Consider the following 26,111-nt stretch of genomic DNA (forward strand, 5'->3'; position numbering starts at 1 on the left):
CTTTCGTCACATCCGTGACATACTGGGTGGCATGACGATCCGCTCACGCTCCCTGACCACTGCCGCCACCGCGGCGATCGCCGGCACTTTGGTGCTCGCGCCCGCCGCGCAGGCCGACTTGATCGATGACGCTCTGGCGAAGCTTCCTGCCGGCCAGATCCCCTGCAGCCAGGCCTCCAAGTACTGGACGAACGAGGCAGACTACAACTCCAAGGTCCGCCAAGCACAGACCGTGGCCCGCTTCGACAGCCGCGGCCCGCAGATCCTCGAGGCCCTCGGCCGCGTGGACGAGGCCGCCAACCGCTGCGGGCTGAAGGGCGGCGGCAACGCGCCGGCGCGCCAGAACCCGCCCGCTCAACCGGCCCAGCAGGCTCAGCAGGCTCAGCGCCAGAACCAGCAGGCCGCGCAGCAGGCGCCGGCCCAGCAGGACCGGCAGGCTCAGCAGGCGCAGCAGGCGCCGGCCCCGGCCCAGCAGGCGCCGGCCGGCCAGCGCATCCAGCTGGCGCCGGCGGGTGTGCCGTCGTTCGAGGTGCCGGTGGGCGGTGTCGGCACCGTCGTGCTGCCGGACGTGCTCACGCTGCTGCGCCAAGCCCTGGCCGAGATCCTCAACTTCTTCAACGTGAAGGTGCCGGGCATCAACTAGAGCTCTACCCCAGCCATTCGTACTCGACCCCGTCTCCGGAGTGCACGCGCACCCCGGGGGCGGGGTCGAGCCACGCGTCGAGCGTGAGCGAGTGTTCGCCCTCGTCGCCGCTTGCAAACGCCCGCAACGAGATCGTCTCGTTGGTCTTATGGGTGACCTCGATATCCGCGTTGGTCAGCCAGGCGTTGCGGCGCCGCATGCTGATCAGTTTCTGGTGCTCCGCGAAGATCCAGCGGCCGAGGTCGGAGAGCTCCTGAGGATCCGCGGGCAGCGCGGGGCGCACGCTGTCGTCGGCGCTAAATCCCTCGGTGCGAAGCCCCTCGAAACCCTGCTCGTCGCCGTAGTAGATCGACGGCATTCCGGGCACGGTCATCAGGATCGCCAGCGCGAGGATCTCCTTGTGCTGGCCCACCTTGGAGGCGATGCGGTCAACGTCGTGGTTGCCGATAAACGTGTTGGCGGTGACGCGGGAAGAAATTTCGCGATGGCGGCCGAGGGTGTGGTCGAGTTCGAAAAAGTTGGCGTCGTTAAGCGAGCTCCAAATGCCCTTCCACAGCTCGTACTGCGTCACCGAATCCAGCGTTCCTGCTTCCGCGATGGCCGCGTAATCGCCGTGGATCACCTCGCCGAGGAAGAACGCGTCCGGGTGGTCTTCGCGCACGCGGCCCAGCACGTCGCGCCAGAATTCCGCCGGCACAGAGTAAGCGACGTCGAGGCGCCAACCCACGATCCCGCGGTCGAGCCAGTAGCTCATGATGTCCGCCACCGCCTCTTTCACGCGCTCGTCGGAGTGGTGGAGTGTGGCCAACTCGCCGTGGCCCTCCCAGTCGGTGTCGCCGGCGAGCCCTTCCGCAACCCACGGGTGCGTGCGGGCGACGTGGTTGAACACGCCGTCGAGCATGACGTTGATGCCGCGCTTATTGCACTCGGCGATCAAGTGGTCGAAGTCCGCCAAGTCGCCGAGGCGGGAGTCGATGGCGTAGTGGTCGAGGGTGTCGTAGCCGTGGCCGACGGACTCAAAGATCGGACCGAGCAGCAACCCGTTTAAGCCCAGCTCGATCAGGTAGTCCAGCCAGTGCTCCAAGTCCCGCAGGCGGTGGCCCGCGTCATCGGGGTGCTCGCCGCGGTCCCTGATCGGGGCCCCGGTCGCGCCGAGCGGGTACACATGCCACCAAATGACGTGATCAAGCATGCGCCCGATTATCGCACGGGCCCAGAGCTCTCTGCGCCCTCCGCATCTTCCCCGCCGTTGTTGCCCAGCCGGCTCAACAGCGGCTGCAGCCCGGTGGCAATGCGCTCGCGCAGCCCCTTCGCCTCTTCCTCGTAGCCCTGCTCAAAGGGGCGCCTACCGCGGTGGGTGAACCGCACCTTAGTCTCGCCGGAACCCTCGTCGTCGACGAAATCGATGATCAGCGACGTGTCGTCGCCTTCCGTGCGGTCCTCGTCCTCCTCGCCGTGCGGCTCGAGGTGCCACACCACGCGGTTGCCGGCGTCGGTCTCGGAGACGGTCATGGCCGAGTGCTCCTCGCCGCCCTCGCCCCACCACTCGGACGGCTGGCTGATTGCGGAGTACACGTCCTCGCGCGCGGCGGGGAAGGAGAACGACGTGGTGAAGTCCCGAATCGCCTCGGCGGAGGTGCCGTCGGAGAACTCGTAGCCCGACAGGGTGCCGTCCGGGTCGTAGAAGGCCACGTCCACGCCGTTGTCGCGGTACTGCTTCAAACCCTCCTTGATCAGGTTGCGCCCGGATTTGTTGAAAGAAGTCACCCGTGATGCGTCGAGCACCAGCCGGCCGGCGATGTGGTGGCGCTGGAGGTCGAAGAGGATCTTCTCCGCAGCGACGAAGTTGACGCGTCCTTGCAGCTCCACAACGGTGTCGGTGCCGGAGTGCTCGATGGAGCGCACGCCCGGCGCGACATAGAAGTTCGAGGACACCAGGTTTAAGCCGAGCTTGCCGGAGAGCTCGTTGAAGATCTTCACGCCGCGCACGGAGTTGCCCTGTTCATCCAGCCGAGGCGAGAGAGAAGCGATGCCCATTTGCGACGGGATCGTGCCGATCAGCCCGCCAGCCACGCCCGACTTCGCGGGGATACCCACGTTGACCATCCAGCGGCCGGACGCGTCGTACATGCCTGCGGAAATCATCACGGCTTGGGTCACCCGGCACGCCTCGGCGGTGAGGATCTTCTCGCCGGTGATCGGCTGCGTGCCGCCGTTGGACAGCGTCGCCGCCATCACCGCGAGGTCTTTCACGTTGACCAGCACCGAGCACTGCTTGATGTAGCTGGCCACAGCTTCGTGCGCCTGGTCGGTGACCATGTCCACCTCGCGCAAAAGGTGGGCGATCGCCATGTTGCGGTCGGCGCCGGCCATCTCGGAGGCGTAAATCTCCTCGTCGATAGCCAGTTCGCGGCCGGCGAGGCGGGAGAAGTAGTCGCGGATCTTCTCCACCCGGTCGCCGACCTCGATGTCGGGGCCGCCGATGAGCTGGTTGACGGTGATCGCGCCCGCGTTGATCAGGGGGTTGGCGGGCCTGCCGTTCTTGTCCAGCGACAGCTGGTTGAACCCCTCCCCGCTCGGCTCGACGCCGACGTACTTGTGCACCTCCTCCGCACCGTAGATGTCCAGCGCGAGCGCGTAGACGAACGGTTTCGAGATCGACTGGATGGAGAACTCGTACTCGTCGTCGCCGGCGGAGTAGACGTGCCCGTCTGCGGTGCACAAGGCGAGCGCGAGCTTGTCCGAGTCCGCGGTTTGGAGTTTCTCGATGTAGCTGGCGTTCTCGCCGCCGTCGTGGTCGCGGACGTTATCCAGGATCTCTTCGAGGTAGTGCTGCACGGGCGAAAGCATGCGCCCGATCTTACGGGTGCAGGTCGCCCGATTTCGGGTTGCCGGCGAAGCACCACAGGCTCAAAAGGCCCATGCTTGCCGACGCCACCGCCAACACCACCATCACGCCCCCATATGCCTCCATGTAGGTCTGGGTTTCGAGCCAGCGCCCCATCAGCGAGCCCGTCACAGCAACCGAGAGCAGGGCGCCGAGCTCGTACGACACCTCCTCGACGCCGGCGGCCATGCCGGAGCGGTGCGGCGGCGCTGCCCCGATGATCGCAATCGACGACACGCTCATGATCGCCCCGGCAGACACACCCATCACCGCCAAGCCGGCAAACTGCGCGCCCGCCGCGAGCAGCAGCGTGCCAGCGGCGGCGCCGAAGAACCCGCCGGCGATCAGCGGCAGAAACCCCACGCGGTGCAAGTTCGCGCCGCCCAAGGCTGAGGCCGGAAAGGCGGCCAGCGCCATCACGATGATGATGAGGCCGGCTTGAAGGGGCGACAGGGCGTCGACAAGCTGCAGCTTCTGCGTCGTGTTGAGCTCGACGCCGATGAGCACGAACATCGCCCCCGCGGCGGCGACCACCCCGCCGACAAAAAGGCGGGAGCGGAAGATGTCGAAGGTGAGCAGCGGTTCTGTAAGGAGGCGCTGGCGGCGGCCGAACAGCGCCCCGGCGGTCACCGTGACGGCGACCGCGGCGGCGAGCAGCCACCACCAGCGCTCCGCCTTCGCTGCCTCCTTCACCGCGATGGTGAAGCCCGAGAGCGCGACCAGGACGTACACGGAGGACACCGCGTCCCAGTGCTTGTCCGGGTTCGGGACGTTCTCCGGCGCGAGCAGCAGCGTCAGGACCAGCGCGACGACAACGATCGGGACGTTGATCAAGAAGATCGAGCCCCACCAGAACGCGGAGAGCAGCGCCCCGCCGATTAAGGGGCCGACCGCCGCGCCGACGACCGCGACCGAGCTCCAGATACCGATGGCGGTGTTGCGCTCCTGCTCGTCGGCGAACGTTAAGCGGATCAGCGCGAGGGTGGCGGGCATCATGGCTGCGGCCCCGACGCCGAGTGCTGCGCGGGCGGCGACCAGCGCCCAGGCCGACGGCGCGAACGCCGCAGCCAGCGAGGCTGCGCCGAAGACCGCGAGCCCGACAATGAACATCAGGCGGTGGCCGATCTTGTCGCCGAGCGTGCCTGCACCCAGCAACAGGCCGGAAAGGACAAGCGGGTAGGCGTTGATAATCCAGAGCGACTCCGCGGGCGTGGTGCCCAGCTGCCGGTTCAATTCCGGCAGGGCGGTGTAGAGAATCGAGTTGTCCAGGCTGATCATGAACAGCCCGAGCGAGATCACGGCGAAAAACGTCCACCGCTGGGACTTGGAGGTCGGTTCGAAACTACTCATGGTGTGAACTACTCACGGTGTGTATGCAAAATGCCCCGCATCGCTGCGGGGCATTCGTTGTGCCCGGGGGGGGACTTGAACCCCCACGTTCTTGCGAACACTGGCACCTGAAGCCAGCGCGTCTGCCAATTCCGCCACCCGGGCGGGTGGAACTTGACCAATATAAATCACGGCCGCGCCAAGCTCCAAATCCCGTGGTCCGCGTCAGTCTTTGTGCAGGTAGTCCGGGATGCGCTCGACCGGGATAACCACCACATCATGCAGCTGGTAATCCATCTCCTGAAGTTGCTTGCGCAGCTGAACCAGGTTGGACAGCGTCGCTGCGCTGTCGCCCGCGGGCACGACGAAGATCTCGGCGTGCAGCACGTGGCCCATGTCGCGGAAGCGGCCGGCCGCCTGGCGCACCCACGGCTCGCCTTCTGCAGTGTTGACGGCCTTGTCGATGGCGCTGTGCTTCTTGCCGTGGATGTCAGTCGGGCGCGCGTCTGTTAACCCGCCGACGGCGCTGCGCAGGTTGGACACACCGTCGTGAATGATCGACACCGACACCACCATCGCGGTCGCCGCGTCCATCCACCAGAAGCCGTAGCCCACACCGAAAAGACCGATGACCGTTGCCACCGCCGTCATCCAGTCTGCCTTGTTCATGTCCGCGTCGGCGTACAGCACCTTGTCCGGGAAATCCTCGACGAGGCGCAGCTTCATCCGGCCGAGGATGACGGGCCCGAGCGCGGAGACGACCATCACGGCCATCATCAGCCACCCCAGCCAAATGCTGCGGCCGAAGAGGACCACGGTGCCGATCGGCGGCCGGTCGCCCGCAATCAGGCTCATGGTGCTGTCAATCAGCAGGTAGACACCCATGGCGAACAAGGCGGTGGCGGCGACTAAGTGGCCAACGCCGATGGAGCGGTGGTGTCCGTACGGGTGCTTCGCGCTCGGCTCGCGGCGGATCTGGCGCGCGGCAATGAGGAACGCGATCGGCGGCAGCAGCTCCAAGATGTCTTCGTACCAGGCGGTGCGCATCGCCTGCGACTGCCCGGCCACGAGACCCACCAGCGGGATGGTAACCACCTTGAACATTAGCGTGATCCACTCCAGGCGGACCGCCTTTTTCATCAGCTCCCGCTGCTTTTCGGGCAGTGCCTCGCTGCCGCGGCCGGTGCTGGCCTCAGTTTTCGCGCTCACTAGATCTCCCCGGTTTTCTTGCTCAAGAACCGTTCGAGCTCCACCAGCATCCTGTTCTCACCGAGGCCGACCGCCATGACCTTCTTGTCGTCCTTGCCGTCGGCGCCGGTGACCGTCTCGTACGGGCGGGTGAACGCCATCTTGTCGTCCCAACCGGTGTCGTGGCTTAACCCCCCGATCACTACGTCCAAGTCGTAATTGGACATCATCTCGGCCAGCACGCTCTCCGGAGCGATGCGGAAGTCAACGTCTGCGCCCATCTCCTCGGCGAACTCGCGCACGAGGTCTGCTTCCGTGCCACTGACCTCACCCGTGAGGGAGTCAACGACCGTCCACGGCGCGTGAGGTGAAACACCGACGCGCAAGGCGCCGCCGGCGGCCTGGTTGTAGGAATCCGCGGCGTCGCGCGGCAGGGAGCTGCACCCGCCGAGCGCGACGATGCAGGCAGCGGCTAAAACGCCAGGTAAGAGTCTTTTCATCGGGGTTTCGCTTTCGTTGGCCGCCGGTCGCTCGCGCGCGGGCAGAACTCATCTGTCCACCTTGGACACAGTGCCCGCAAATCGTAGTCCACGCCTCCGGCGCAGGCCTTTGAGACCGCGTTGGCAGGGGCTTTCACGCTTGTGGCGTCTAGGTTGGTGTGAATTGGGCACTTATACTGGCTCGCATGTAATAGCGACCCCGCAAGGAAAGGAGGTGTGCGGGAAATGTCCGTGATGGACCGGTTAGCCAAGTTGGACAGCTCGATTCAGCGCGGCCTGGACAACTCCATGGCCGCAGTCTTCGGCGGCAAAGTTGTGCCGGCGGAGATCGAGGAGCTGATCAAGCAGGAGGCGCAGGATTCCGTCGTGGTCACCGACCAAGACGAGTTTGTCGCCCCGAACGTCTACGCCGTCGGCGTGTCGTCGAAAGATCTGGAAAACCTGTCCCAGCAGCGCGACCTTCCCGTGGACCTCGCCGAGCAGATCACGCGGTTTGTCCGCAACCAAGGGTGGTTCCTCGACGGCCCCGCCGTCGTGCGGATCGCCGAGGAGTCTGGTCTGCGCACCGGGCAACTGCGGGTGTCGTCGTACATTGATTCCGTGCCCGATGTGGCCAGCGGCTTCGACGCAATTTTCGCCGAGCCGCAGTACCAGGAGGATGCTATGTCCGAACCAAATGTTGAACCGATGAACGCGGCCGCGGGAGGCGCCCAGCCGACCGTGAGCTTGCTGCTGCAGGACGGGTCGTCGAGGACCTACCTCGTCCACGAGGGGTCGAACATCCTCGGCCGCTCTAACGACGCGGACTTCCGCCTGCCGGACACGGGGGTGTCACGCCAGCACGCGGAGATCACGTGGGACGGCGAGGTGGCGGTGCTGGTGGACCTGCAGTCGACCAACGGCACCACCGTCAACGACGAGCCGGTTGAGAACTGGATGCTCGCGGACGGCGACGTGATCACCGTCGGCCACTCGCACATCGAGGTCCGCATCGTCGGCCCGAACGCTGGCCAACCGGTTGGCCAGCCGGCCGCGCAGCAGCCCGAGCCGTACCCGAGCGACGCTGCCGCGTACCCCGGCACCGAGTTTTTCCGCGCCTAGGAAGGATTAAGGCAAGCACATGGATTCCACGGTGATCTTGAGCGCCCGCTTCGGGCTGCTCGCCCTGCTGTGGCTGTTCATTTTGCTCGTGCTCTGGGTGCAGCGCCGCGACGTTTCGCGGGCCGCCGGCCAAGTGCGCAAGCAGACGGCCGCGCAGGCGCCGGTGAAGCGGGAGAAACCGCGCCACCTCACGGTGGTGGAGGGCCCACTCGTCGGCTCGCACATGGAGATCGCCAGCGTGGAAGACCTCACTATCGGGCGCGGCCCCGACAACGACTTCCAGCTTGGGGACGATTTTGCGTCCTCGCGCCACGCCCGGCTCTTCCGCCGCGGCAGCGAGTGGTTCATCGAGGACCTCGATTCGCGCAACGGCACGTTTGTGCAGGGCATGCGCATCGACCAACCGGAACGGGTGTCCGTTGGCACCGACATCAAAATGGGACGCACGATTGTGAGGCTTGTGCCCTAAATGGATACCACTAAGAACTTGCACCTGGATTTCGTCGCGTCGTCGGACCGCGGCCTGGTGCGCGGCAACAACGAGGATTCCGCGTACGCCGGCCCGCACTTGATCGCGCTGGCTGACGGCATGGGCGGTCACGCCGCTGGCGAGGTCGCCTCCCAGCTGATGATCGAGCACCTCGAGCACCTGGACAAGGATCCGAAAGACGCGGACCTGCTCGCTCTGCTCGGCGCCGCTGCCGACGATGCCAACGCGGCGATCGCGCGGTCGGTGCGCGATCACCCGGAGCAGGAAGGCATGGGCACCACGCTCACGGCGCTGATGTTCAACGGCGCCGAGTTCGGCCTGATCCACGTCGGCGATTCAAGGGGCTATCTGCTTCGCGACGGAGCGCTGACCCAAATCACCGTCGACGACACCTTCGTGCAGTCGCTGGTGGACGAAGGCAAGCTAAACGCCGAGGACGTGTCCTCGCATCCGCAGAAATCCCTGATTCTGAAGGCGTACACCGGCCGCCCCGTAGAGCCGCACCTTGAAATGGTCGAGGCGCGCGAGGGCGACCGCTTCCTGTTGTGCTCCGACGGGTTATCCGACCCGGTGACCGCGGAGACGATCGCGGTGGCACTCGGCCAGGGCACCACCCAGGACGCGGCGGACCGCCTCATCGAACTCGCGCTGCGCTCCGGCGGCCCGGACAACATCACGGTTGTTGTCGCAGAGGTGAAGGGAGGAGGCAGCGGGGCGTCGGCAAGCAACCCTGCCCCTGTGAAAGCCGGTGCCCTAGCGCCGAACATCGAACCGACGCACCCCGACTCTTCTGCCAGCCGGGCCGCGGCGCTGCTGCGCAAATCCGAGACGATCGAGCCGGACCACAACCGCGCGAAGCTGCAGCCTTCCGAGGGTGACGGCAGCGCTGACGATGCGGAGGGTCCCCTACAACTAACCCCGCCGCAGACCGAGCGCAAGCGCAGCGCGTGGCCGTGGGTGATCGGCGCGCTGCTGCTCGCGCTAATTCTGGTGTTCGCGGGCGTGATGTGGGTGCAGCAGAAAACCCCTGACACCTACTCGCTCACGACCGACGACGACGGCGTGTTTGTCATCGAGCGCGGCAGCAGCTCCAAGCGCGAAGCAGTGCAGAACGCCTGCATCGACGCGAAGAACACGCTGCGCACCCAGCCGGTGGACTCGCAGAGCGACTGCCACCTGTTCACCGCCTCCGACCTGCCGGAAAGCCAGCAGCAGGCGGCCGAACGGCTGCCAACCGGCACCTACGACGAGGTGCTGGCGATGCTCAACAGGCTCGCCGGCGAAGCGCTGCCCGTCTGCGTGGACGGCAAGCAGGACAAGTGCCGGGAGGTGAAGTAAATGTCGCGGATCTTCGGCCGCTCGAAGGAGCTGTTTTTGCTGCTGTGCTCGGCAGGCCTTTTGCTGCTCATGCTGTTTAGCCTCGAACTGAGCCAGGGCCGCATACTCACCGCTGAGCTGCTCTACCTCGTCGGCGGCTTCATCTTGGTCTACGGCATCGCGCACGTGGCGATCGGGCTGCTCGCCCCGCACGCGGACCAAACGATGCTGCCGGTGGTCTCGCTGCTCAACGCCATGGGGCTGGTCATGCTGTACCGCCTCGGCTTCGCCGACGGCGTGAGCCTAGCCAACCGCCAGATGATCTGGTCGCTCGTCGGCGTGGTGCTCATGGTGTTGACCTTGGCTATCGTGCGCGACCACAAATCCCTGTCGCGCTACTCCTACCTGCTGGGCATCCTGGGGCTCATCCTGCTGGCGCTGCCGCTGGTGTGGCCGCAGCCGCCAGAGGTGAACGAGCGGATCTGGATCTGGATCGGCCCGTTTTCTCTCCAGCCCGGCGAGTTTTCCAAGATCCTGCTGCTGATTTTCTTCGCCCAACTGCTCACGCAGAAGCGCGCGCTGTTCACCGTGGCCGGCAAGCGGTTCATGGGCCTGACTTTCCCCCGCCTGCGCGACCTGGCTCCGATCCTGATCGTCTGGGCTATTGCGATCCTGATCATGGCGGTCTCCGACGACTTCGGCCCCGCCCTGATCCTGTTCGCCACCGTGCTGGCCATGCTGTACTTCGCCACCGGCCGCACCTCGTGGCTGCTCATCGGCGGCGGTCTCCTCGCCATCGGCGGGTACGCGGTCTACACCGTGAGCTCGAAGATTCAGGACCGCGTGGCCAACTTCCTCGACCCGCTGGCAAACTTCGAGAGCTTCGGCTACCAGCCCTCCCAGGCGCTGTTCGGCCTGAGCTGGGGCGGGCTGACCGGCACGGGCTTAGGCTACGGCCACCCCGATCTGATCCCGGTGGCGGAATCCGACTACATCCTCGCCGCCCTCGGCGAGGAGCTGGGGCTCGTCGGTGTGGCTGCTGTGCTCAGCCTGTTCGCGATCCTGGTCACCTGCGGGTTCCGAGCGTCGCTCCAGGTGCGCGACACCTACGGCAAGCTGCTCGCTGCAGGTCTGGCCACCACCATCGCGATCCAAATCTTCGTGGTCGCCGGCGGCGTGTCCGCCATGCTGCCCATGACGGGCCTGACCACCCCGTTCATGTCGGCCGGCGGTTCCTCCGTCATGGCTAACTACATCCTGCTGGGACTGCTGCTGCGCGTGTCCAACTCAGCGAACCGCCCGGCTGAGTACGACGAGGGCGTGATGCGCAAGGCACCGGGCAGTGCGCGCCGCGTGAGCGCCCAGCCTGCGGGGGTGGGTGCGTAAATGAACAAGTCCATCCGCGTGGGCGCAACCTTCGCCCTGATCATGATCATCGCGCTGCTGGCCAACTTCACCGTGGTGCAGGGCTTCCGCGAAGACGAGTACGCCCAAGACGCGCGCAACTCCCGCAACACCGTCGAGCTGCGCCAGATCAACCGCGGCCAGATCTACGCCGGCGGGCAAGTGCTCGCCGAATCTCAGCGCACCGAGGACGGTTTCTACCAGCGCTTCTACCCCAACATGCCGTTTTCCTTCGCGCCGGTTCTGGGCTACGTCTCCGACCAGTACGGCACCGCTCAACTGGAATCCGGCTACAACGCAGCGCTAACCGGCGACACCGCCGGCGGCTCCTCCCGGTTCTTGCGCACCGGGTTGGAAGACGACCAGGTGGGCAACGGCGTCGAGCTCACCATCGATCCGGGCCTGCAGGCGCTGGCGTACGACTTGCTCTCCGGGCCTGGGTACGAGGGGGCGATTGCGGCGCTGCGGCCGTCATCCGGCGAAATCCTGGCGCTGGCGTCCACCCCGTCCTACGACCCGAACTTGATCTCCAACCCAGCCAGCGCCGAGGGCGCGTGGGCCGAGGTGAACGACAACCCGGGCAGGCCGCTTCTAAACCACGCCACGCAGGACCAGCTGCCGCCGGGGTCGATCTTCAAGATCATCACAACCGCCGCCGGGCTGCGCGCCGGCTACACGCCGGACTCTATGCTCACCGGCGAGGCCGTGACTATCCTCCCGGGTACCGAGATCCCGCTGACCAACTACGGCGGCCAAGTGTGCGGTGGCGGTGGGCAGGTCACCCTCGCCACCGCGTTCGCGCTGTCCTGCAACACCGCGTTCGTGCAGATGGGTCTGGACGTCGGCGCGGACGCGATGCGCGAGGCGGCCACCGCCTTCGGCGTCGGCGAGCGCTACGACCTTGGACTTCCCACCGCCGCCGGCTCGCTCGGCGACCTGCCGAGCGCGCCGGAGGTCGCCCAGTCCGCGATCGGCCAGCGCGACGTCACCATGACGGCGCTGCAAGCCGCCGTCATGACAGGCGTGGTCGCCAACGGCGGCGTACGCATGAACCCGTACCTGGTGCGGCGCGTGCTGCGTCCGGACTTGACCGAGGCCTCCGCGACCGAACCGCGCGTGCTCAACGAGGCGATCTCGCCGGAGGAAGCCGGCACGATCGCGCAACTGATGTTCGGTTCCGAGCGCTGGACCTACGGTTACGACGGCAACGGGTTCGCGTCCAAGACCGGCACCGCCGAGCACGCCGAGGGCGCCGCGCCGCACGTTTGGTACGTGGCCTTTGACCCGGCGAAGGACGTGGCCGTGGCGGTTGTGGTGAAAAACGGCGGCAACCTGGGCGCCGGTGCCACCGGCGGCCAGGTGTCCTCCCCGCTCGGCCGTGCAATCCTGCGGGCCGCGCCCGCGCCCGCACCGAGCGAAGAACCGACCGGCGAGCAGGCAAACTAGGCAGGCGAGGTGAACCCTATGAACACTGAGAACCGAGACGACTTGCAGCAACTGATCGGACCCGATTACCAGTTGCAGTGGGTGATCGGCCACGGCGGTATGTCCACCGTCTGGCTCGCAGACGATGCGGTCAACGAGCGCGAAGTCGCGCTGAAGATTCTGCGCCCGGAGTACTCCGGCAACGAGGAGTTCCTCGCGCGCTTCCGCAACGAGGCGCTTGCCGCCGAGGGCATTAACTCCCCAAACGTGGTGGCCACCTACGACTACCGCGAGGTGCAGACGCCCGCCGGGTTCACCATGTGCTTCATCGCCATGGAGTACATCCGCGGCGAGAGCCTGGCCGACATGATCGCGCGCGAGGGCCAGCTGGAGGAGGACCTGGCGCTCGACGTGCTGGAGCAAGCCGCCCACGGTCTCGCCGTCATCCACCGCATGGGCCTGGTGCACCGCGACATCAAGCCCGGCAACCTCATGCTGACTCAGAACGGGCAGATCAAGATCACCGACTTCGGTATCGCCAAGGCCGCCGCTGCCGTGCCGCTGACGCGCACAGGCATGGTGGTCGGCACCGCCCAGTACGTCTCGCCGGAGCAGGCTCAGGGCCTGAGCGTGACCACTGCCTCAGACGTGTACTCGCTGTCCGTCGTCGGCTACGAGATGCTCTCCGGCAACCGGCCTTTCACCGGCGACTCCTCGGTGTCCGTGGCGCTCGCGCACGTGAACAACGAGCCGCCGCCGCTGCCGATTTCCGTCTCCGCGCCGGCGCGCGAGCTGATCGAGATCGGACTGCGCAAGAACCCCGACCAGCGCTTCCGCGACGGCAACGAGATACAGCTGGCGATCCGCCAGGTGCGCGACGGCGTGCGCCCGACCCAGCCCGGCGGCCGAACCCAGGTGATCGCGACGGAACCCTCGCCGAGCGCTTCAACGCAGCTGCTTGCCGACGTCGCCGATAACCGCACCACCCGACCCGCAGGGCAGTACCCGCCCTCTGCCACCCGCGCTGTCCAAGCCAGCCGCCAGCAGCAGGCCCCGGCGCGCCCGCGGCCAGCGCAACCCGCACCCGCCCCGATGCCTGCCCGCGCCGCCTCCCCGCGCCCCGCGCAGCCGAAACCGGCAGCGGAAACGAAGGGCTCGGTAGCCGGCCCGATCATCGCCACCCTGCTGCTGCTTGCCTTGATCGGCGGCGGATTGGCGTGGGCGTGGACCTCCGGCGCCTTCGACGGCGTTCGCACCCCGGCGCCGACCACGCCGCCGACCACGGTGACGGAGACCGAGACGGTGGAGGAGGAACCGGCGCCGCCGCCCGAGACCACCGTTGTGGAGACGGTGCGCGAGACGCCGACGCAGGAAGCGCCGGGCACGATCACGTTCGAACCGGAGCCCGAAACGCAGGCCCCGGCGCCCGAGCCGGAGACAACCGTCCCGGAGCCGAGCACGCCCGCGACCCAGACCCGCGCCACGCCGCAGGACGCGCCGGTAACGGCCCAGGACAACGGTGGGATAAACTCTCCCAGTACGACTGCAGTCACGGGAGGTGACTCTTAACCACATGATGATCGCTGACCGTTACGAGCTCGGGGAGGTCATCGGCACCGGCGGCATGTCCGACGTGTACGCCGCGACAGACACCACGCTCGGCCGCCAGGTCGCCGTGAAGATGCTGAAGGCCGACATGGCCCGCGACGAGAACTTCCGCGAGCGCTTCCGCCAGGAGGCGAAGAACTCGGCGCGCTTGAACCACCCCAACATCGTGGCGGTCTACGACACCGGCTCGCAGAACGTCGACGGGCTGGAAATCCCGTTCATCGTGATGGAGCGGGTAGTCGGCCGCAATCTGCGCGACATCGTCCGCGCGGACGGTCCGCTCAGCCCAACCGAGGCCGCGAGCTTCCTGCAACCCGTCACGCGCGCGCTGCAGTCCAGCCACGACGCAGGCATCATCCACCGGGACATCAAGCCAGCGAACATCATGGTCACCAACACCGGCGAGGTGAAGGTGATGGACTTCGGCATCGCCCGCGCGTTGGACGACGCGACGTCTGCGATGACCCAAACTTCCGCGGTGATCGGCACTGCGCAGTACCTCTCCCCCGAGCAGGCGCGCGGCAAAGCCGCCGATGCCCGCAGCGACGTCTACGCGCTGGGCTGCGTGATGTACGAGGCGGTGACCGGCCAGCCGCCGTTCGAGGGCGAGTCGCCGTTTGCCGTGGCTTACCAGCACGTGCAGGAGGACCCGGTTCCCCCGAGCGAGCGCATCGAGGCGCAACTCAACCCGAACGAGGCCGTGAACATCGACTCGGTCATCCTCACCGCGATGGCGAAGCACCCGGCCGACCGCTACCAGAGCGCCGATGAAATGCGGGCTGACCTGGAGCGCCTTGAGCGCGGGTCGGTCACCGAGGCCGCGCGCAACCACCTTGCGGCCGCGGAGAGCGACATGGACCCGGATGAAAGCGCGGACCGCACCGTGGTCGGCGGCGAGCCGGTGCCCGCCGGCGAGTCCGTGCGCGTGCAACCCGCCCGCAGCGATTCGCGCCACGACGCGGTGCGCTACAACAACGCCCGCGGCGCCGAGGCGGAGGCCCAGCCGTCGCGCTACGCCGACCACCGCCGCGCGAACGAGAAGACGAAGTCGCCGTCCTGGCTCAAGTGGCTCGCCGGCATCTTGGGCTTGGCGCTGCTCGCCGCAACCGGCTGGCTCGCCTACACCTACTTCTCGCAGGAAGAGGAGACTGTGGCGCAGCAGCAGATGATCGTCGTGCCCGAGGTGGTTAACCGCCCGCGGCAGGAGGTCATCGGTGAGCTTGAGGGGCTCGGTTTACGCACGGTTGTGTCGGAAGAACCCAACCCCGACATCCCGCGCGGCAGCGTCATCGGCACCAACCCGGCGGTCGGCTCCGAGCTGCCCGCAGGGTCGTTGGTAACCGTGATCGTGTCCTCCGGCCGCGAGCTGACAGACGTGCCGGATCTGACCAACCTCAACCCGCAGGAGGCGGTCGAGGCCCTCGAACAGGCCGGCCTCGAGCTCAACGAGGAAATCCGCCGCGAGCCCTCCGACACGATCGCCGATGGGATCATCATCTCCCAGCAACCGGCGCCCGGCTCGCAGCTGTCGAAGGGTTCGAAGGTGATCGTCACGGTCTCCTCCGGCCGCGAGAAGGTCGAGGTCCCGTCCTTAGTTGGCCTGAACGTGAACCAGGCAACGGCAACGTTGTCCCAGCTCAACCTGCGAGCCACCGTGACCCGCGTCGACTCGGAGCGCCCCGACGGCGAGGTCTTGGCTGTCGCCGGCGCGAACACCGAGGTGGACAAGGGCACCACCGTGGAACTGCGCGTGAGCAACAACATGCTGATGACCATGCCGCAGATCACCCGCATGACCCCGACCGAGGCGGACCAGGCCCTGCGCGAGCTGGGGTGGACCGGTCGCCTTGTGGCGGGTCCCACTGTGCCCACGGGCGCGGCCATTGACGCGGGCCTGATCGGCCACCAGGAAATTGCCGCGGGCGACACCCTGCGCAAGGACCAGGCCGTGAACTACAACGTGTGGCAGTTCGACCCGGCCGTGCTCAATCCACTCAACAACCAGTCCAACGCCGCCGGTGATAGGATGCAGCCGAACATCTCGCTGCCGGATCTTCGGCTGAACTTCTAGCTGGAAGGACCCTTTCCTCATGCCTAAAGCGAAAGTAACTAAGGACGCCGCCCGCCCGGTCTCCACCACTTCGTCCGGTGCGTCGCGCACCCCGGTCAAGATCAACACCGGCGGCACCCCGACCTGGTACAAGGTCATCATGTTCGGGCTGATGATTCTGGGCCTTGCCTGGATCGTCGCGTTCTACATCTTCGGCGACCAAGTTGAGTTCCTGCGCGAGCTCGGCCCGTGGAACTACGGCATCGGCTTCGCGGGCATGATCCTCGGCCTGCTGATGACCATGGGCTGGCGCTAGCACCGCCTGCCACCTGCCCCCGGACACTGGGTTCGGGGGCTTTTTCATGTCAAACTTTCTTTCCACAGCCTGTGGATAAACCTGTGCACAAACTCCACAACTCGATAACATGTTCAATCGAACACGTCGTGTACTGCATGTTTAGGCGTGCTCATCAGATCAGGTTCGAAAAATCACGTCCATGTGATTTATCCACTTGTGGACAACTCCTGTGGAATTAGAAGACCATCGTGGACATCGGGATCGTGGGAACCCACGCCGCGACTATCGCTACAGCAAGACCCGCCCACGCGGCGATCCACCGGGAGCGGTTGCTTGTCGACGTCAACGGCCACGCCAGCAACGCGCCCCACACAAGCCCGCCCGCATGCCCCCAAAAGCTCACGTTCGAGGCGAGGAAGGTGTAGGCAACGTTGACGAGGATGAGGATGATGGGGGCGCGGAGGTCGGCGGAGCGTCGATAAGCAATTGCTACTAACACCGCCATGAGTGCGTACAGCGCGCCTGAGGCACCCGCGGTGGGCACCGCGAAGTTGAACGCGAGCACCGACGCCGAGGAGGCGACCACGAACGCGAGGTACGCCACGGCGTAGGGGCCGGTGCCGACGAAGCGCTCAATCTCGGAGCCCACCAGCACCAGCAGCATCATGTTGAGAAACAGGTGCGTGATGTCGAGGTGCAAGAACCCGGCGGTGAGAATACGCAGGTAACCGGGGCCGTCGACGTAGGGGCCCCAAAGGATCATGTTCTCCGCGATCGGGGAATTCCACACCACGTCGGTGATCGAACGGGCTTGGATCGCGGTGACGATGAAGACGAAGGTGCACAGCGCGGTGAAGAGGGCTGTTGCCGGGGCGCCCTTGAACTGTTGTTTCAGCATGATCTCCTCAGCATGGCAGAAAAAACGCCCCCGCTGTTGGAGCGGGGGCGGCAGTGCCTTGGCGGCGCGAGGTTAGTTGACCTCAACGGACTCGATCACGACGTCCTCGACCGGGCGGTCCATGCGGCCGGTCTGCACGCCTGCGATCTCGTCAACAACCTTGCGGGATGCCTCGTCGGTGACCTCACCGAAGATGGTGTGGCGGTTGTTCAGCCACGGGGTGGCGTCCACGGTGATGAAGAACTGGGAGCCGTTCGTGCCCGGGCCAGCGTTGGCCATAGCCAGCAGGTACGGGCGGTCGAAAGAGAGCTCCGGGTGGAACTCGTCGGCGAACTGGAAGCCCGGGCCGCCGGTGCCGGTACCAGTCGGGTCACCACCCTGGATCATGAAGCCCGGGATGATGCGGTGGAAGATCGCACCGTTGTAGAACGGGCCCTCGTTGCTGCCGGACGCGTTCTGCGTGGAGTACTCGCGCTCGCCGGTGGCCAGGCCGGTAATGGTCTCGACCGTCTTCGGCGCGTGGTTGCCGAACAGGTCGACCACAATGTCGCCGTGGTTCGTGTGGAACGTCATCGTCTGTGTCTTCTGAGTCATGGGTTCAAGCGTACGCGGGTTCACTCGCTCGGGTTGCCGGTGGTGGTCAACCACGGGGCAAGTGAGCGGAGAGTGTGGGTGGATTATGCGCGGCATAATTTCGTCCCACCCGTCTCAGACGTCACAGGTCCCGAAGAGATCCACCGGGGCCATTATGCGCGGCATAATTGCGTCCCACCCGTCACGCTCCCACCAGCCACGGCCATGAGAGCACTAGGGTCGTAAAACCCCAGGCGATTATGCTTCGCATAATTTTGCACCACGAGCACCACGTGTCACACGCCCAGGTCAGCGGCCGTACGTGGATTATGCGCGGCATAATTTCGTCCCACCCGTCACGCTCGCACCAGCCACGGCCATGAGAGCACTGGATGTAAAACCCCAGGCGATTATGCCTCGCATAATTTCGCACCACGAGCACCACGCGTCACACGCCCAGGTCAGGGGTCGAAAGCAGATTATGCGCGGCATAATTTCGTCCCACCTACCACAACCGTTAAAGGGTCAGGACGGAATGAGATAACCCCTTCGTTGCGACCGACTCTCCACGAGTCGGCTGGCTCCGAAGGGGTTCAACTGCAGCCTGGCTCCCGCCTTGTTACAGCCCGCCGACGACCTCGTCGCGGGCGGCGACCAGGTTGCGCAGCGACGGGTCGACCTCGGCGTAGCCGCGGGTCTTCAAGCCGCAGTCCGGGTTCACCCAGAGGCGCTCGGTCGGCACGTGCTTGAGCGCTGCGCGCAGCAGGCCGGCGATCTCCTCCTGGCTCGGCACGCGCGGCGAGTGGATGTCCCACACGCCGGGGCCGATCTCGGAGTGGAAGGACTCGTCGATGTCCTCAAGCAGCTCCATCTTGGAGCGGGCGGCCTCGATGGAGGTCACGTCCGCGTCCAGCGCCGCGACGGCGTCGATGATCTGGCCGAACTCGGAGTAGCAGAGGTGGGTGTGGATCTGGGTCTCCGGGTTCGCCTGCAAGGAGACCAGGCGGAAGGCGCGCACGGCCCAGTCGAGGTAGGCCTGGCGGTCGTCGGCACGCAGCGGCAGCAACTCGCGCAGCGCGGGCTCGTCGATCTGGATGACCTTGATGCCGGCCTCCTCCAGGTCGCGGACCTCGTCGGCGAGCGCGACACCGATCTGGTCGGCGGAGACGGACAACGGAACGTCGTCACGCTTGAAGCTCCAGGCCAGGATGGTGACCGGGCCGGTGAGCATGCCCTTGACTGGCTTGTCGGACAGGGACTGGGCGTACTTCGCCCACTCCACCGTCATCGGGGCCGGGCGGGAGACATCGCCAACCACGATTGGCGGGCGGGTGCAGCGGGAACCGTAGGACTGGACCCAGCCGTTCTCGGTGACCACGAAGCCGTCGAGCAGCTCCGCGAAGTACTGCACCATGTCGTTGCGCTCCGCCTCGCCGTGGACGAGGACGTCGAGGCCGATCTCCTCCTGCAGCTCAATGACCTGCTTGATCTCCTGCTTGAGCGCCTCGGTGTACTGCTCGTCGGTCAACTCGCCGGCCTTGTGGTCGGCGCGCGCCTTACGGATCTCCGGGGTCTGCGGGAAGGAGCCGATCGTGGTGATCGGCAGAGCCGGCAGGCCGAGCGCGTCGCGCTGGACCTGGTTGCGCTCGGCGAACTCCGGCGCACGCTGCACGCTGCCCTCCGGCAGCTCGGCGACGCGGTTCTGCACAGCCTCGTTGTGGGTGCGCTCGGACTCGGAGCGGGTGCGCACAGCGCGGTCGGAGCGGCTGAACGCCTCGGCAGCCTGCTCCTCGCCGGCGACCAGCGCGAGGATCTCGGCGGTCTTCTCGTCTGCGAACGAGAACCAGTTCGCGACGTCCACCGGGATGTTCTTCTCGGCGCCTAGGGTGTGCGGCACGTGCTGCAGGGAAGTCGAGGTGGTCACGGAAACGCCCTCGCCCAGCGAAGCCAGGATCTCGGCCTTTGTGCGAAGGTCGGCGGCCCAGACATTGCGGCCGTCGATAAGACCTGCCACCAGTGTGGTCCCGGCAGCCTTCTCGGCAACCTGGGTGCGCACCTTCTCCACGTAATCCGGGTCGGCGTCGAGCGTCCACGGGGAGAGGTCGACCTGGAGCGCCTCCGGGGCGAGCTCGCCGAGCACCGGCAGGGCCTCGCGGGCGGCGCCGTACGGCGTGGTCAGGTACACGTTCGGGCGGTCCTTCTCGCCCAAGAGCTGGGACCAGGCCTGGCGCAGGTAGGACGCGATCTCGGCGTCCGGGGTGGACAGGTCTGCGACCACAGCCGGCTCGGCGATCTGCACCCACTCCACGCCGGCTGCCTTCAGCGCGCGGAAGACCTCGGCGTAGGCCTCCACCAGGCTCGGCAAAAGCGACCACTCGGCCGGCTTGGACAGCGCAAGCAGCGTCACCGGGCCGACGAGGTAGGGGCGCACAGTGTGGCCAGCTTCGCGGGCCTCCTCCACCAGGCGCACAATGCGCTCCGGTGCAGGCGCGATCTCCTGGCCCTCAGCGATCTCGGGCACGAGGTAGTGGTAGTTGGTGTCGAACCACTTGGTCATCTCCAGCGGCACGCGCTCGGCGTTGCCCCGGGCCAGCGCGAACTCCTCGTCTAAGTCGGTGCCGCCCGCAACCAGACCGACGGTCAGCGCGGTCTCGAGCACCTGGTCGTAGTAGGCCACGTCGGCGGGGATGGCGTAATCCTCGGTCAGGCCGAGGTCGCGCAGGTGGTTGTAGGTGTCGATGCGCAGTGCGCGGGTGGTGGAGCGGAACGTCTCCGCGTCGATGCGGCCCGCCCAGTAGGACTCGAGCGCGCGCTTCAGCTCGCGGTTTGCGCCGATGCGCGGGTAACCCTCGATTGTTGCCTTAGGAAAGTTCATGGTTGTCCTTTTCGTGGATGCCGATACGCTGGAGCAGGTCGCGCGTCACGGCGAGGTTGTTGTGTGTGTAAATGTGCAAGCCCCCAGTGCCCGCATCCAGAATGGTGCGCGCGAGCTCGGCGGACAGTTGCATGCCCAGCTCGTACTCTTCTTCGGGGGTTTGAGCGGAGCTCAGCTGCTTTTCGACGCCCACCGGCACCTCCAGCCCCGACAACTGCCCCATCCGCCGCGCCCTTTGAAGGCTGGTGATCGGCATGATGCCGGGAATGAGCGGGATGCGGACACCCGCCATGCGGGCCACGTCCACGAACTCGAGGAAGTCGTTGGCGTCGAAAAACAGCTGCGTGATGGCGAAATCCGCCCCGAGACGCTGCTTGGCCAGCAGGACGTCTAAGTCGTGATCGAAGTTCTTGCTCTCCGCGTGCCCGCTCGGGTAGCAGGCCACCGACAGCGCGAGTTTGCCCGCGGCGAGGTGGAAGGCCTCCTCCTCCTGGATCTCGTTGATCAGGTTCAGAAGATCCGTGGCGTACGGCAAGTACCCGTCGGGCAGGCGGGATTGCCCCGGCTGGAGGTCTCCCCGGAGCGCGAGGAAACCCCGCACGCCGGCGTCGATAAGCTGCCTGATCCAACGCTCCAACTCGGCGCGCGTGCCTGCGGTGCAGGCCAGGTGCGCGATCGGACGCAGGTCGGTGGTGTTGGCGAGGCGCTGGATCAGCGCGGAAGTGCCTTCCAACCAGTCGCTACGCATCGAGCTGGTCACCGACACGTAGTCGGGGTGGTAGGCGGCGAGGCCGTCAATCAGCTCGGTGAGTTTCGCCTCGTCCGCATCGTGGCGCGGCGGGATCAGCTCAAAGCTGAGCGCCGTGCGGGTGCGGCCGCGGTGTCGCGCCGGTGCGCCGTTATGCGCTTCGTCGTGGCTGTCTAAAGGTGCCGAGGCAGACAGCCGCGTCGAAGCAGAGTTCCCACGCATGGAAATGCACTGCCTTTCGATCTTGATAGGGCGGCTGGCCGGGCTCGGCACTTACGCATCAACCGTTTTGCAACGGTGCTTGTGAAACTTATTGCGGTGGTTTTTCACCCACAATGTACCTCTCGGTCTGTTTGATGTTTGTGCAGGTAGTGTCAGTTTTGATCGTGAATATAAAAGGGCGCGGTGGACAGCTTGGTACGGTCTTGCACCCGGGACTCGGCCGCGCGGATTTCGGTACGGTTGGGAAGCGAATGTCAACGTGGCACACAACACGAGGAGTGAGACCCATGAACCCGATGATCAAGCTGGCGCTCAAGGGCGCGACCGGCGCATACGCTTACTACCGCAACTCGAACCGCAAGCGCGAGAGCGACATCTACGATTCGCTGCTGGACAACCTACGCAAGGGCAACCTGAACAACCTGCACAAGGACGCCAACCTGGATGACCTCGAGGACGTGATCGACGCTGCCCGCCTCGAGGCCGGCGAGATTACCCGCGACCTGCACGACAGCCTCGACCGCCGGCGCGCGGCCTTCGCCGCGGCAGCTCCGGACCGGGAGGCCCGGCGCAAGGCGCTGAAGCAGGACGCGAAGGCCCGCAAGAAGGAGAACTCCTCCGGCGGCGCTGGGAAGGCTATCGGCGCCGTGCTGGGCCTCGCCGGTGCTGCGGCCGCTGGCTGGGCAGTGTGGGAGTACTGGCTCTCGGACAAGCTGGCCGAGAACGACAAGAAGACGGTGAAAACCGTGAAGACTCAGACCACGCCGGCGGCGAAGCCGGCCGGAAGCACCAAGCTGGTGTACTCCACCACCACCGAGGACGCGGGCAACGAGATGCGCCCGAAGGCCGACCTCAGCGGCTCCGCCGGCCCGCTGGGCGAGGAGCCGGCCGTGCGCGACGAGGAGCTTTTGTCCTCCATCGACGAGCAGCTGACCACCCTCGACGCGCTGGACGACGATCAGCGTGAGGCCACCACGCCGCACCACTCCTCCAGCTCCAGCGACGTGCTGCACGACACCGGCTCCGGCAACCGCAGCGACAAGGTCTCCGACGCCGACACCACCATCGGCGCCTCCGGCCGCCACGAACTGCGCAAGGACGCCGAGGACAAGAACTAGAGGTTCGCTGCCGCTGCCTGCCGCCACGCGGCGAGCAGGTGGCGGACGAGGCGCTGGCGCACGTCCGGGAAGAGCTCGGTGAACTTCGGGTCCATCGGGCGGGTCACCACGATCAGCTCGGTCGCTAACTCGACGGCGGACAGGGACGGGTCCACCAGCCCGCAGCCGGCGGCCTTGTCCAGCAGGACCTCAATGTCGGCGAAAAAGCGCGTGCGCGTGTCGTCGGCTTCGGCCACGGTAGGCAGCTCGTTCACCATCTCGGACACGAGCATGCCCACCCCGTAGTCCACCAGCGTCCAGACAAATTCCTCCCACTTAGCGGCGGGGTCTTCGTCGAAGCCGTCGACGGTTGCGGCCAGAAACTCGCTGAACAGGTCCATGAACCCGAGCGCGCACGCCTGCTGCAGGTCGGCGCGCGAGGGGAAATGGCGGTAGAGCGTCGCGATGCCGACGCCGGCGTCGGCGGCAACGCTCTCAAGCGTCACCAGCGAGGCCGGCCTAGTGCGAAACTGCGCCATCGCGGCGTGGACGATCTGGGATCGTTTGAGGCGGGCGTCGGCACGCAAAGGATCCTCCTTTTGACACCGATCGAACGGGCGACGATGATATCACCTGTTCTAAGTGATAGCTAACCCTCCATTTGGAGTCAATATGACCGTGATACTTACTGCAGACGAGCTGGTGGTGCGCGAAGGCGCGACCCCGGTCTCGCTCGTTGCCGAGGAGGGGCTGACCATCCTGCAGACGAAGCGCGAGACGGGCGGCTCACTCATCGCCATGTCGCTCGCCGGCAGGTACAAACCCTATTCCGGCACTGTTGACGGCCCCGGATTCAAGCGCACCGCGCTTGCCGGGGTCGAGTTCATCGACAAACTTGAGCGCCAGGTTTCCGCGCGCGAATCGATCCGCGAACAGGTGGCCTGGGCGCAGCCGTTTTTGGCCCGCACTCCGAAAGACATCATGAGTCACAAGCTTGTCCAGCCCTGGCTCGAGCCGCTGCGGCTTGAAGATCTGGATGTGGACAAGCCGGTTGGCAAGATCGGCGTGATGGACCGCTTCCGCCTGCGCATTATGCTCGGCCTCGTCGCCCGGCCAAACGCCGAGCTTCTAGTGGTCGACGACATTGACCAGCTGAAGAAGATGAGCCTGCGCCACGAAATCCTGCTCGACCTGCAGGAAGTGGCGAGGCGTGTGCCCGTGATCGCAACGACCGTGAATGAGGAACTATGAGCGGACTGCATATTGGTACAAACTTCCGGAAGTTCTTCCACGGCACCCTGCCGCCTTTGGCGCTCATCGCCATCTCGCTTCTGCCGCTGCTCTTCGGCGGCCTGTTCGTGTGGAGCTACTTCGACCCGCTGGGCAACTTTGACAAGATCCCGGTCGCCTTGGTCAACTCCGACGACGGCGAGGCTGGCGACCAGGTGGTCGATGAGCTCCTAGAACAGTCGCCGATGGACTTCCACCTGGTCAGCGCCGATGAGGCTCGCCAGGGTGTCGAAGACGGCACCTACTACCTGGCCATGGAAATCCCCTCGGACTTCACCGACGCGGCCACGAGCGTGAACTCGGACGACCCACGCCAGGCAAAAATCAACGTCACGCTGAACGAGACGAACGGCTTCATCCCGACCATGCTGGGCAACATCGCCTCCTCCCAGGTGGCGGAGGCGGTTTCCAGCACCGTCGGCGCGGAGGTGGTCGACCAGCTCTTCGTCGGCTTCAACACCATCGGCGAGGGCATGGACCAAGCGGCCGAAGGAGCAGGGAAGCTTCATGACGGCGCCTCCAAGGCCAAAGACGGCGGCGAGCAGCTCGACGAGGGCGCAACCAAGCTCGACGACGGCCTGCAGGAGTTCAACTCCCAGCTGCAGAAGATGCCGGACGCGGCGGCGAAGCTGGACGACGGCGTCGGCCGCCTGCAGGACGGCGCCACCAAGCTCAGCGATGGAATCAACACCGCCGCCGACGGCTCCCAACAGCTCGCGTCCGGTCTCGGTGAACTGCAGTCCGGCACCGATACCCTCGGCGAGGGCGCGGCGAAGGTTGCCGGCGGCGTGGACAAGATCACCGGCGTGGCTGGCTCTCTAGGCGAGGCGCAGCAGGCGCTCAACGACATCGACGCCAACCTGGCGCAGGTCATCGCCGACCTGGACGCCTCCCCCATCCCGGGCACCGAAATCATCGCCGACCAGGCCCGCGCCATCCGCGTGCAGATCAACTCCGGCGCGCTTTCCGCCGTGACCGGCAACGACCTGGTCAGCCAGATGATTCAGCTGCAGCAGGGCGCACACGAGATCGCGAACCAGCTGCAGAACCCCGAGGCGAAGTACCGCTCCGGCGTGGACAAGGCCGCGGCTGCGTCCCAGCAGCTCGCCGCCGGTTTGGCGCAGCTCCAGGGCGGCACCGGCACCCTGATGGCCGGCGTGACCCAGCTCAAGGACGGCACCAGCCAGCTGGTGATTGCGGCGAACACGGCTTCCGACGCGTCGTCCAAGCTGGCCTCCGGCTCCAACCAGCTGGTGGTGGGGCTCGGCTCGCTTAACGACGGCCTCGTCCAACTCTCCGACGGCACCGGTGAGCTTTCCATGAAACTTTCCGACGGCGCCGAGCAGGCACCCCGTTGGGAGAGCGACCGCCTCGACAACGCCGTCGAAGCAGCCTCCCGCCCAGTCGTGGTCAACCAGGTCGGCGACTCCGTGACCTTCTTCGGCCGCGGTCTCTCCCCGTTCTTCCTGGCCCTGTCCCTGTGGTTCGGCGGCCTGATCATGTTCATGGTGCTGCCGCCGCTGTCGCGCCGCGCGATCGACTCCGGCACGCCGGCCTTCCGCGCCGCGTTCAACACGCTGATCCCCGCCTACCTCATCGGTCTGGCCCAGGTTGTTGCCCTGTGGATTGTCCAGGTGTTCGTCCTCGACGTGGAGCCGGTGCACCCAGGCTGGTTGTTCCTAGTGCTGATGATTTCCTCGTGGGCGTTCCTCACCACAATCTTCGCCATCAACACGATCTTTGGCGTCTCGGTAGGCCGCCTCGTCACCATGGCGATGATGTCGCTGCAGCTCGTCGCGTCCAACGGTTTGTACCCGCCGGAGGTGCAGCCGGAGTTCATCCAGTGGCTGCACCGCCTCGACCCGATGACCTACGTGGTGGATCTGACCCGTATCGCGCTCTTCGGCACGACCCCCACCGATCCGCGCATGGCCCGCGCGATCATTGTGCTGGTCTGCCTCGCGGTGGGCTCGTGGCTGGTGGCCAGCTTCGGCCTCATCCGCCTGCGCCAGATCCGCGAGAAGGACATCCACCCGGAGATCTCCGTGTAAGTTCTTCAACCTCCCTGGCTCTGGCCTCGTGGGCAGCTGCTGGTCAGGCGCGATCCCCCGATTGCGCTTCCCCCGGTGCAGCTGCCCGCTTTTCTTTTCCCCCGGGTTCCCCCGGTC

Annotated in this window: 21 protein-coding genes, 1 tRNA gene and 1 pseudogene; 12 read left to right on the forward strand and 11 right to left on the reverse strand. The window is 66.1% G+C overall.

Annotated features, from left to right (window positions below; translation table 11 throughout):
• The first annotated feature begins 31 nt into the window (after positions 1-31).
• Positions 32-643: a hypothetical protein gene (locus V6D40_RS09360; protein WP_334290092.1), complete on the forward strand. Its 612-nt coding sequence runs from the start codon at positions 32-34 to the stop codon at positions 641-643.
• Between the two features lie 4 nt (positions 644-647).
• Here the strand turns inward: V6D40_RS09360 and V6D40_RS09365 are convergent, their stop codons facing one another.
• The 6 genes and pseudogenes from V6D40_RS09365 to V6D40_RS09390 all read right to left on the reverse strand — a co-directional run bounded on the left by V6D40_RS09365 (position 648) and on the right by V6D40_RS09390 (position 6,547).
• Positions 648-1,835: an alpha-amylase family glycosyl hydrolase gene (locus V6D40_RS09365; RefSeq protein WP_334290093.1), complete on the reverse strand. Its 1,188-nt coding sequence runs from the start codon at positions 1,833-1,835 to the stop codon at positions 648-650.
• A gap of 422 nt (positions 1,836-2,257) precedes the next feature.
• Positions 2,258-3,493, reverse strand: a pseudogene (locus V6D40_RS09370) (glutaminase); the annotation flags it as partial.
• A gap of 10 nt (positions 3,494-3,503) precedes the next feature.
• Positions 3,504-4,880, reverse strand: a complete 1,377-nt coding sequence (locus V6D40_RS09375) for an MFS transporter (RefSeq protein ID WP_334290094.1) — start codon at positions 4,878-4,880, stop codon at positions 3,504-3,506.
• A 60-nt stretch (positions 4,881-4,940) separates the two neighbouring features.
• A tRNA-Leu gene (locus tag V6D40_RS09380) sits at positions 4,941-5,024 on the reverse strand.
• 60 nt (positions 5,025-5,084) lie between these two features.
• Positions 5,085-6,068: a cation diffusion facilitator family transporter gene (locus tag V6D40_RS09385; protein WP_334290095.1), complete on the reverse strand. Its 984-nt coding sequence runs from the start codon at positions 6,066-6,068 to the stop codon at positions 5,085-5,087.
• Positions 6,068-6,547 carry a substrate-binding periplasmic protein gene (locus V6D40_RS09390; protein WP_334290096.1) on the reverse strand — a complete coding sequence of 160 codons (480 nt, stop codon included), beginning with the start codon at positions 6,545-6,547 and terminating at the stop codon, positions 6,068-6,070. Before V6D40_RS09390 ends, V6D40_RS09385 begins: the two co-directional genes overlap by 1 nt.
• A gap of 225 nt (positions 6,548-6,772) precedes the next feature.
• Between V6D40_RS09390 and V6D40_RS09395 the strand changes: the two genes are divergently transcribed.
• Genes V6D40_RS09395 through crgA form a run of 8 tightly spaced genes read left to right on the forward strand, consistent with a single transcriptional unit; the run spans position 6,773 to position 16,258 of the window.
• Positions 6,773-7,648 (forward strand): DUF3662 and FHA domain-containing protein, encoded by an 876-nt coding sequence (locus V6D40_RS09395; RefSeq protein WP_334290097.1) that lies wholly within the window; start codon positions 6,773-6,775, stop codon positions 7,646-7,648.
• A gap of 19 nt (positions 7,649-7,667) precedes the next feature.
• Positions 7,668-8,117 carry an FHA domain-containing protein FhaB/FipA gene (locus tag V6D40_RS09400; RefSeq protein ID WP_334290098.1) on the forward strand — a complete coding sequence of 150 codons (450 nt, stop codon included), beginning with the start codon at positions 7,668-7,670 and terminating at the stop codon, positions 8,115-8,117.
• A complete protein-coding gene (locus V6D40_RS09405; protein WP_334290099.1) occupies positions 8,118-9,476 on the forward strand; it encodes a PP2C family protein-serine/threonine phosphatase in 1,359 nt (452 codons plus the stop codon).
• Positions 9,477-10,841 (forward strand): FtsW/RodA/SpoVE family cell cycle protein, encoded by a 1,365-nt coding sequence (locus V6D40_RS09410; protein ID WP_334290100.1) that lies wholly within the window; start codon positions 9,477-9,479, stop codon positions 10,839-10,841.
• Entirely contained in the window at positions 10,842-12,305 is a 1,464-nt protein-coding gene (locus V6D40_RS09415; RefSeq protein WP_334290101.1) for a penicillin-binding transpeptidase domain-containing protein, read from the forward strand.
• An 18-nt stretch (positions 12,306-12,323) separates the two neighbouring features.
• The gene (locus V6D40_RS09420) at positions 12,324-13,853 is read left to right on the forward strand and encodes a serine/threonine-protein kinase (RefSeq protein WP_334290102.1); all 1,530 of its coding nucleotides are present in this window, start codon (positions 12,324-12,326) and stop codon (positions 13,851-13,853) included.
• A gap of 7 nt (positions 13,854-13,860) precedes the next feature.
• Entirely contained in the window at positions 13,861-15,963 is a 2,103-nt protein-coding gene (pknB, locus tag V6D40_RS09425; RefSeq protein WP_334290113.1) for a Stk1 family PASTA domain-containing Ser/Thr kinase, read from the forward strand.
• A gap of 19 nt (positions 15,964-15,982) precedes the next feature.
• Positions 15,983-16,258, forward strand: coding sequence for a cell division protein CrgA (gene crgA / locus V6D40_RS09430; RefSeq protein WP_334290103.1), 276 nt, complete (start codon positions 15,983-15,985; stop codon positions 16,256-16,258).
• A 217-nt stretch (positions 16,259-16,475) separates the two neighbouring features.
• On the opposite strand, the gene V6D40_RS09435 is transcribed toward crgA, so the two are convergent.
• The 4 genes from V6D40_RS09435 to V6D40_RS09450 all read right to left on the reverse strand — a co-directional run bounded on the left by V6D40_RS09435 (position 16,476) and on the right by V6D40_RS09450 (position 21,556).
• Positions 16,476-17,138: a rhomboid family intramembrane serine protease gene (locus V6D40_RS09435; protein ID WP_334290104.1), complete on the reverse strand. Its 663-nt coding sequence runs from the start codon at positions 17,136-17,138 to the stop codon at positions 16,476-16,478.
• A gap of 72 nt (positions 17,139-17,210) precedes the next feature.
• Positions 17,211-17,732: a peptidylprolyl isomerase gene (locus V6D40_RS09440; RefSeq protein ID WP_334290105.1), complete on the reverse strand. Its 522-nt coding sequence runs from the start codon at positions 17,730-17,732 to the stop codon at positions 17,211-17,213.
• Positions 17,733-18,330: 598 nt separating this feature from the next.
• Positions 18,331-20,586 carry a 5-methyltetrahydropteroyltriglutamate--homocysteine S-methyltransferase gene (gene metE / locus V6D40_RS09445; RefSeq protein ID WP_334290106.1) on the reverse strand — a complete coding sequence of 752 codons (2,256 nt, stop codon included), beginning with the start codon at positions 20,584-20,586 and terminating at the stop codon, positions 18,331-18,333.
• Positions 20,573-21,556 carry a methylenetetrahydrofolate reductase gene (locus V6D40_RS09450; protein ID WP_334290107.1) on the reverse strand — a complete coding sequence of 328 codons (984 nt, stop codon included), beginning with the start codon at positions 21,554-21,556 and terminating at the stop codon, positions 20,573-20,575. Before V6D40_RS09450 ends, metE begins: the two co-directional genes overlap by 14 nt.
• Positions 21,557-21,843: 287 nt before the next feature.
• Here V6D40_RS09450 and V6D40_RS09455 point away from each other — a divergent pair, with 287 nt between their 5' ends.
• The gene (locus tag V6D40_RS09455) at positions 21,844-22,674 is read left to right on the forward strand and encodes a hypothetical protein (protein WP_334290108.1); all 831 of its coding nucleotides are present in this window, start codon (positions 21,844-21,846) and stop codon (positions 22,672-22,674) included.
• Here V6D40_RS09455 and V6D40_RS09460 read toward each other — a convergent pair.
• Positions 22,671-23,240 carry a TetR/AcrR family transcriptional regulator gene (locus V6D40_RS09460; protein ID WP_334290109.1) on the reverse strand — a complete coding sequence of 190 codons (570 nt, stop codon included), beginning with the start codon at positions 23,238-23,240 and terminating at the stop codon, positions 22,671-22,673. The two genes, V6D40_RS09455 and V6D40_RS09460, sit on opposite strands and share 4 nt — an antisense overlap.
• Before the next feature lie 85 nt (positions 23,241-23,325).
• On the opposite strand from V6D40_RS09460, the gene V6D40_RS09465 reads away from it, so the two are divergent.
• Together V6D40_RS09465 and V6D40_RS09470 are read left to right on the forward strand one after the other, a co-directional pair.
• A complete protein-coding gene (locus tag V6D40_RS09465) occupies positions 23,326-23,904 on the forward strand; it encodes a hypothetical protein (protein WP_334290110.1) in 579 nt (192 codons plus the stop codon).
• Positions 23,901-25,994: a YhgE/Pip domain-containing protein gene (locus tag V6D40_RS09470; RefSeq protein WP_334290111.1), complete on the forward strand. Its 2,094-nt coding sequence runs from the start codon at positions 23,901-23,903 to the stop codon at positions 25,992-25,994. Before V6D40_RS09465 ends, V6D40_RS09470 begins: the two co-directional genes overlap by 4 nt.
• Positions 25,995-26,111 lie beyond the last annotated feature (117 nt).

The organism is Corynebacterium sp. Marseille-Q4381, assembly GCF_036881695.1.
Classification (GTDB): domain Bacteria; phylum Actinomycetota; class Actinomycetes; order Mycobacteriales; family Mycobacteriaceae; genus Corynebacterium.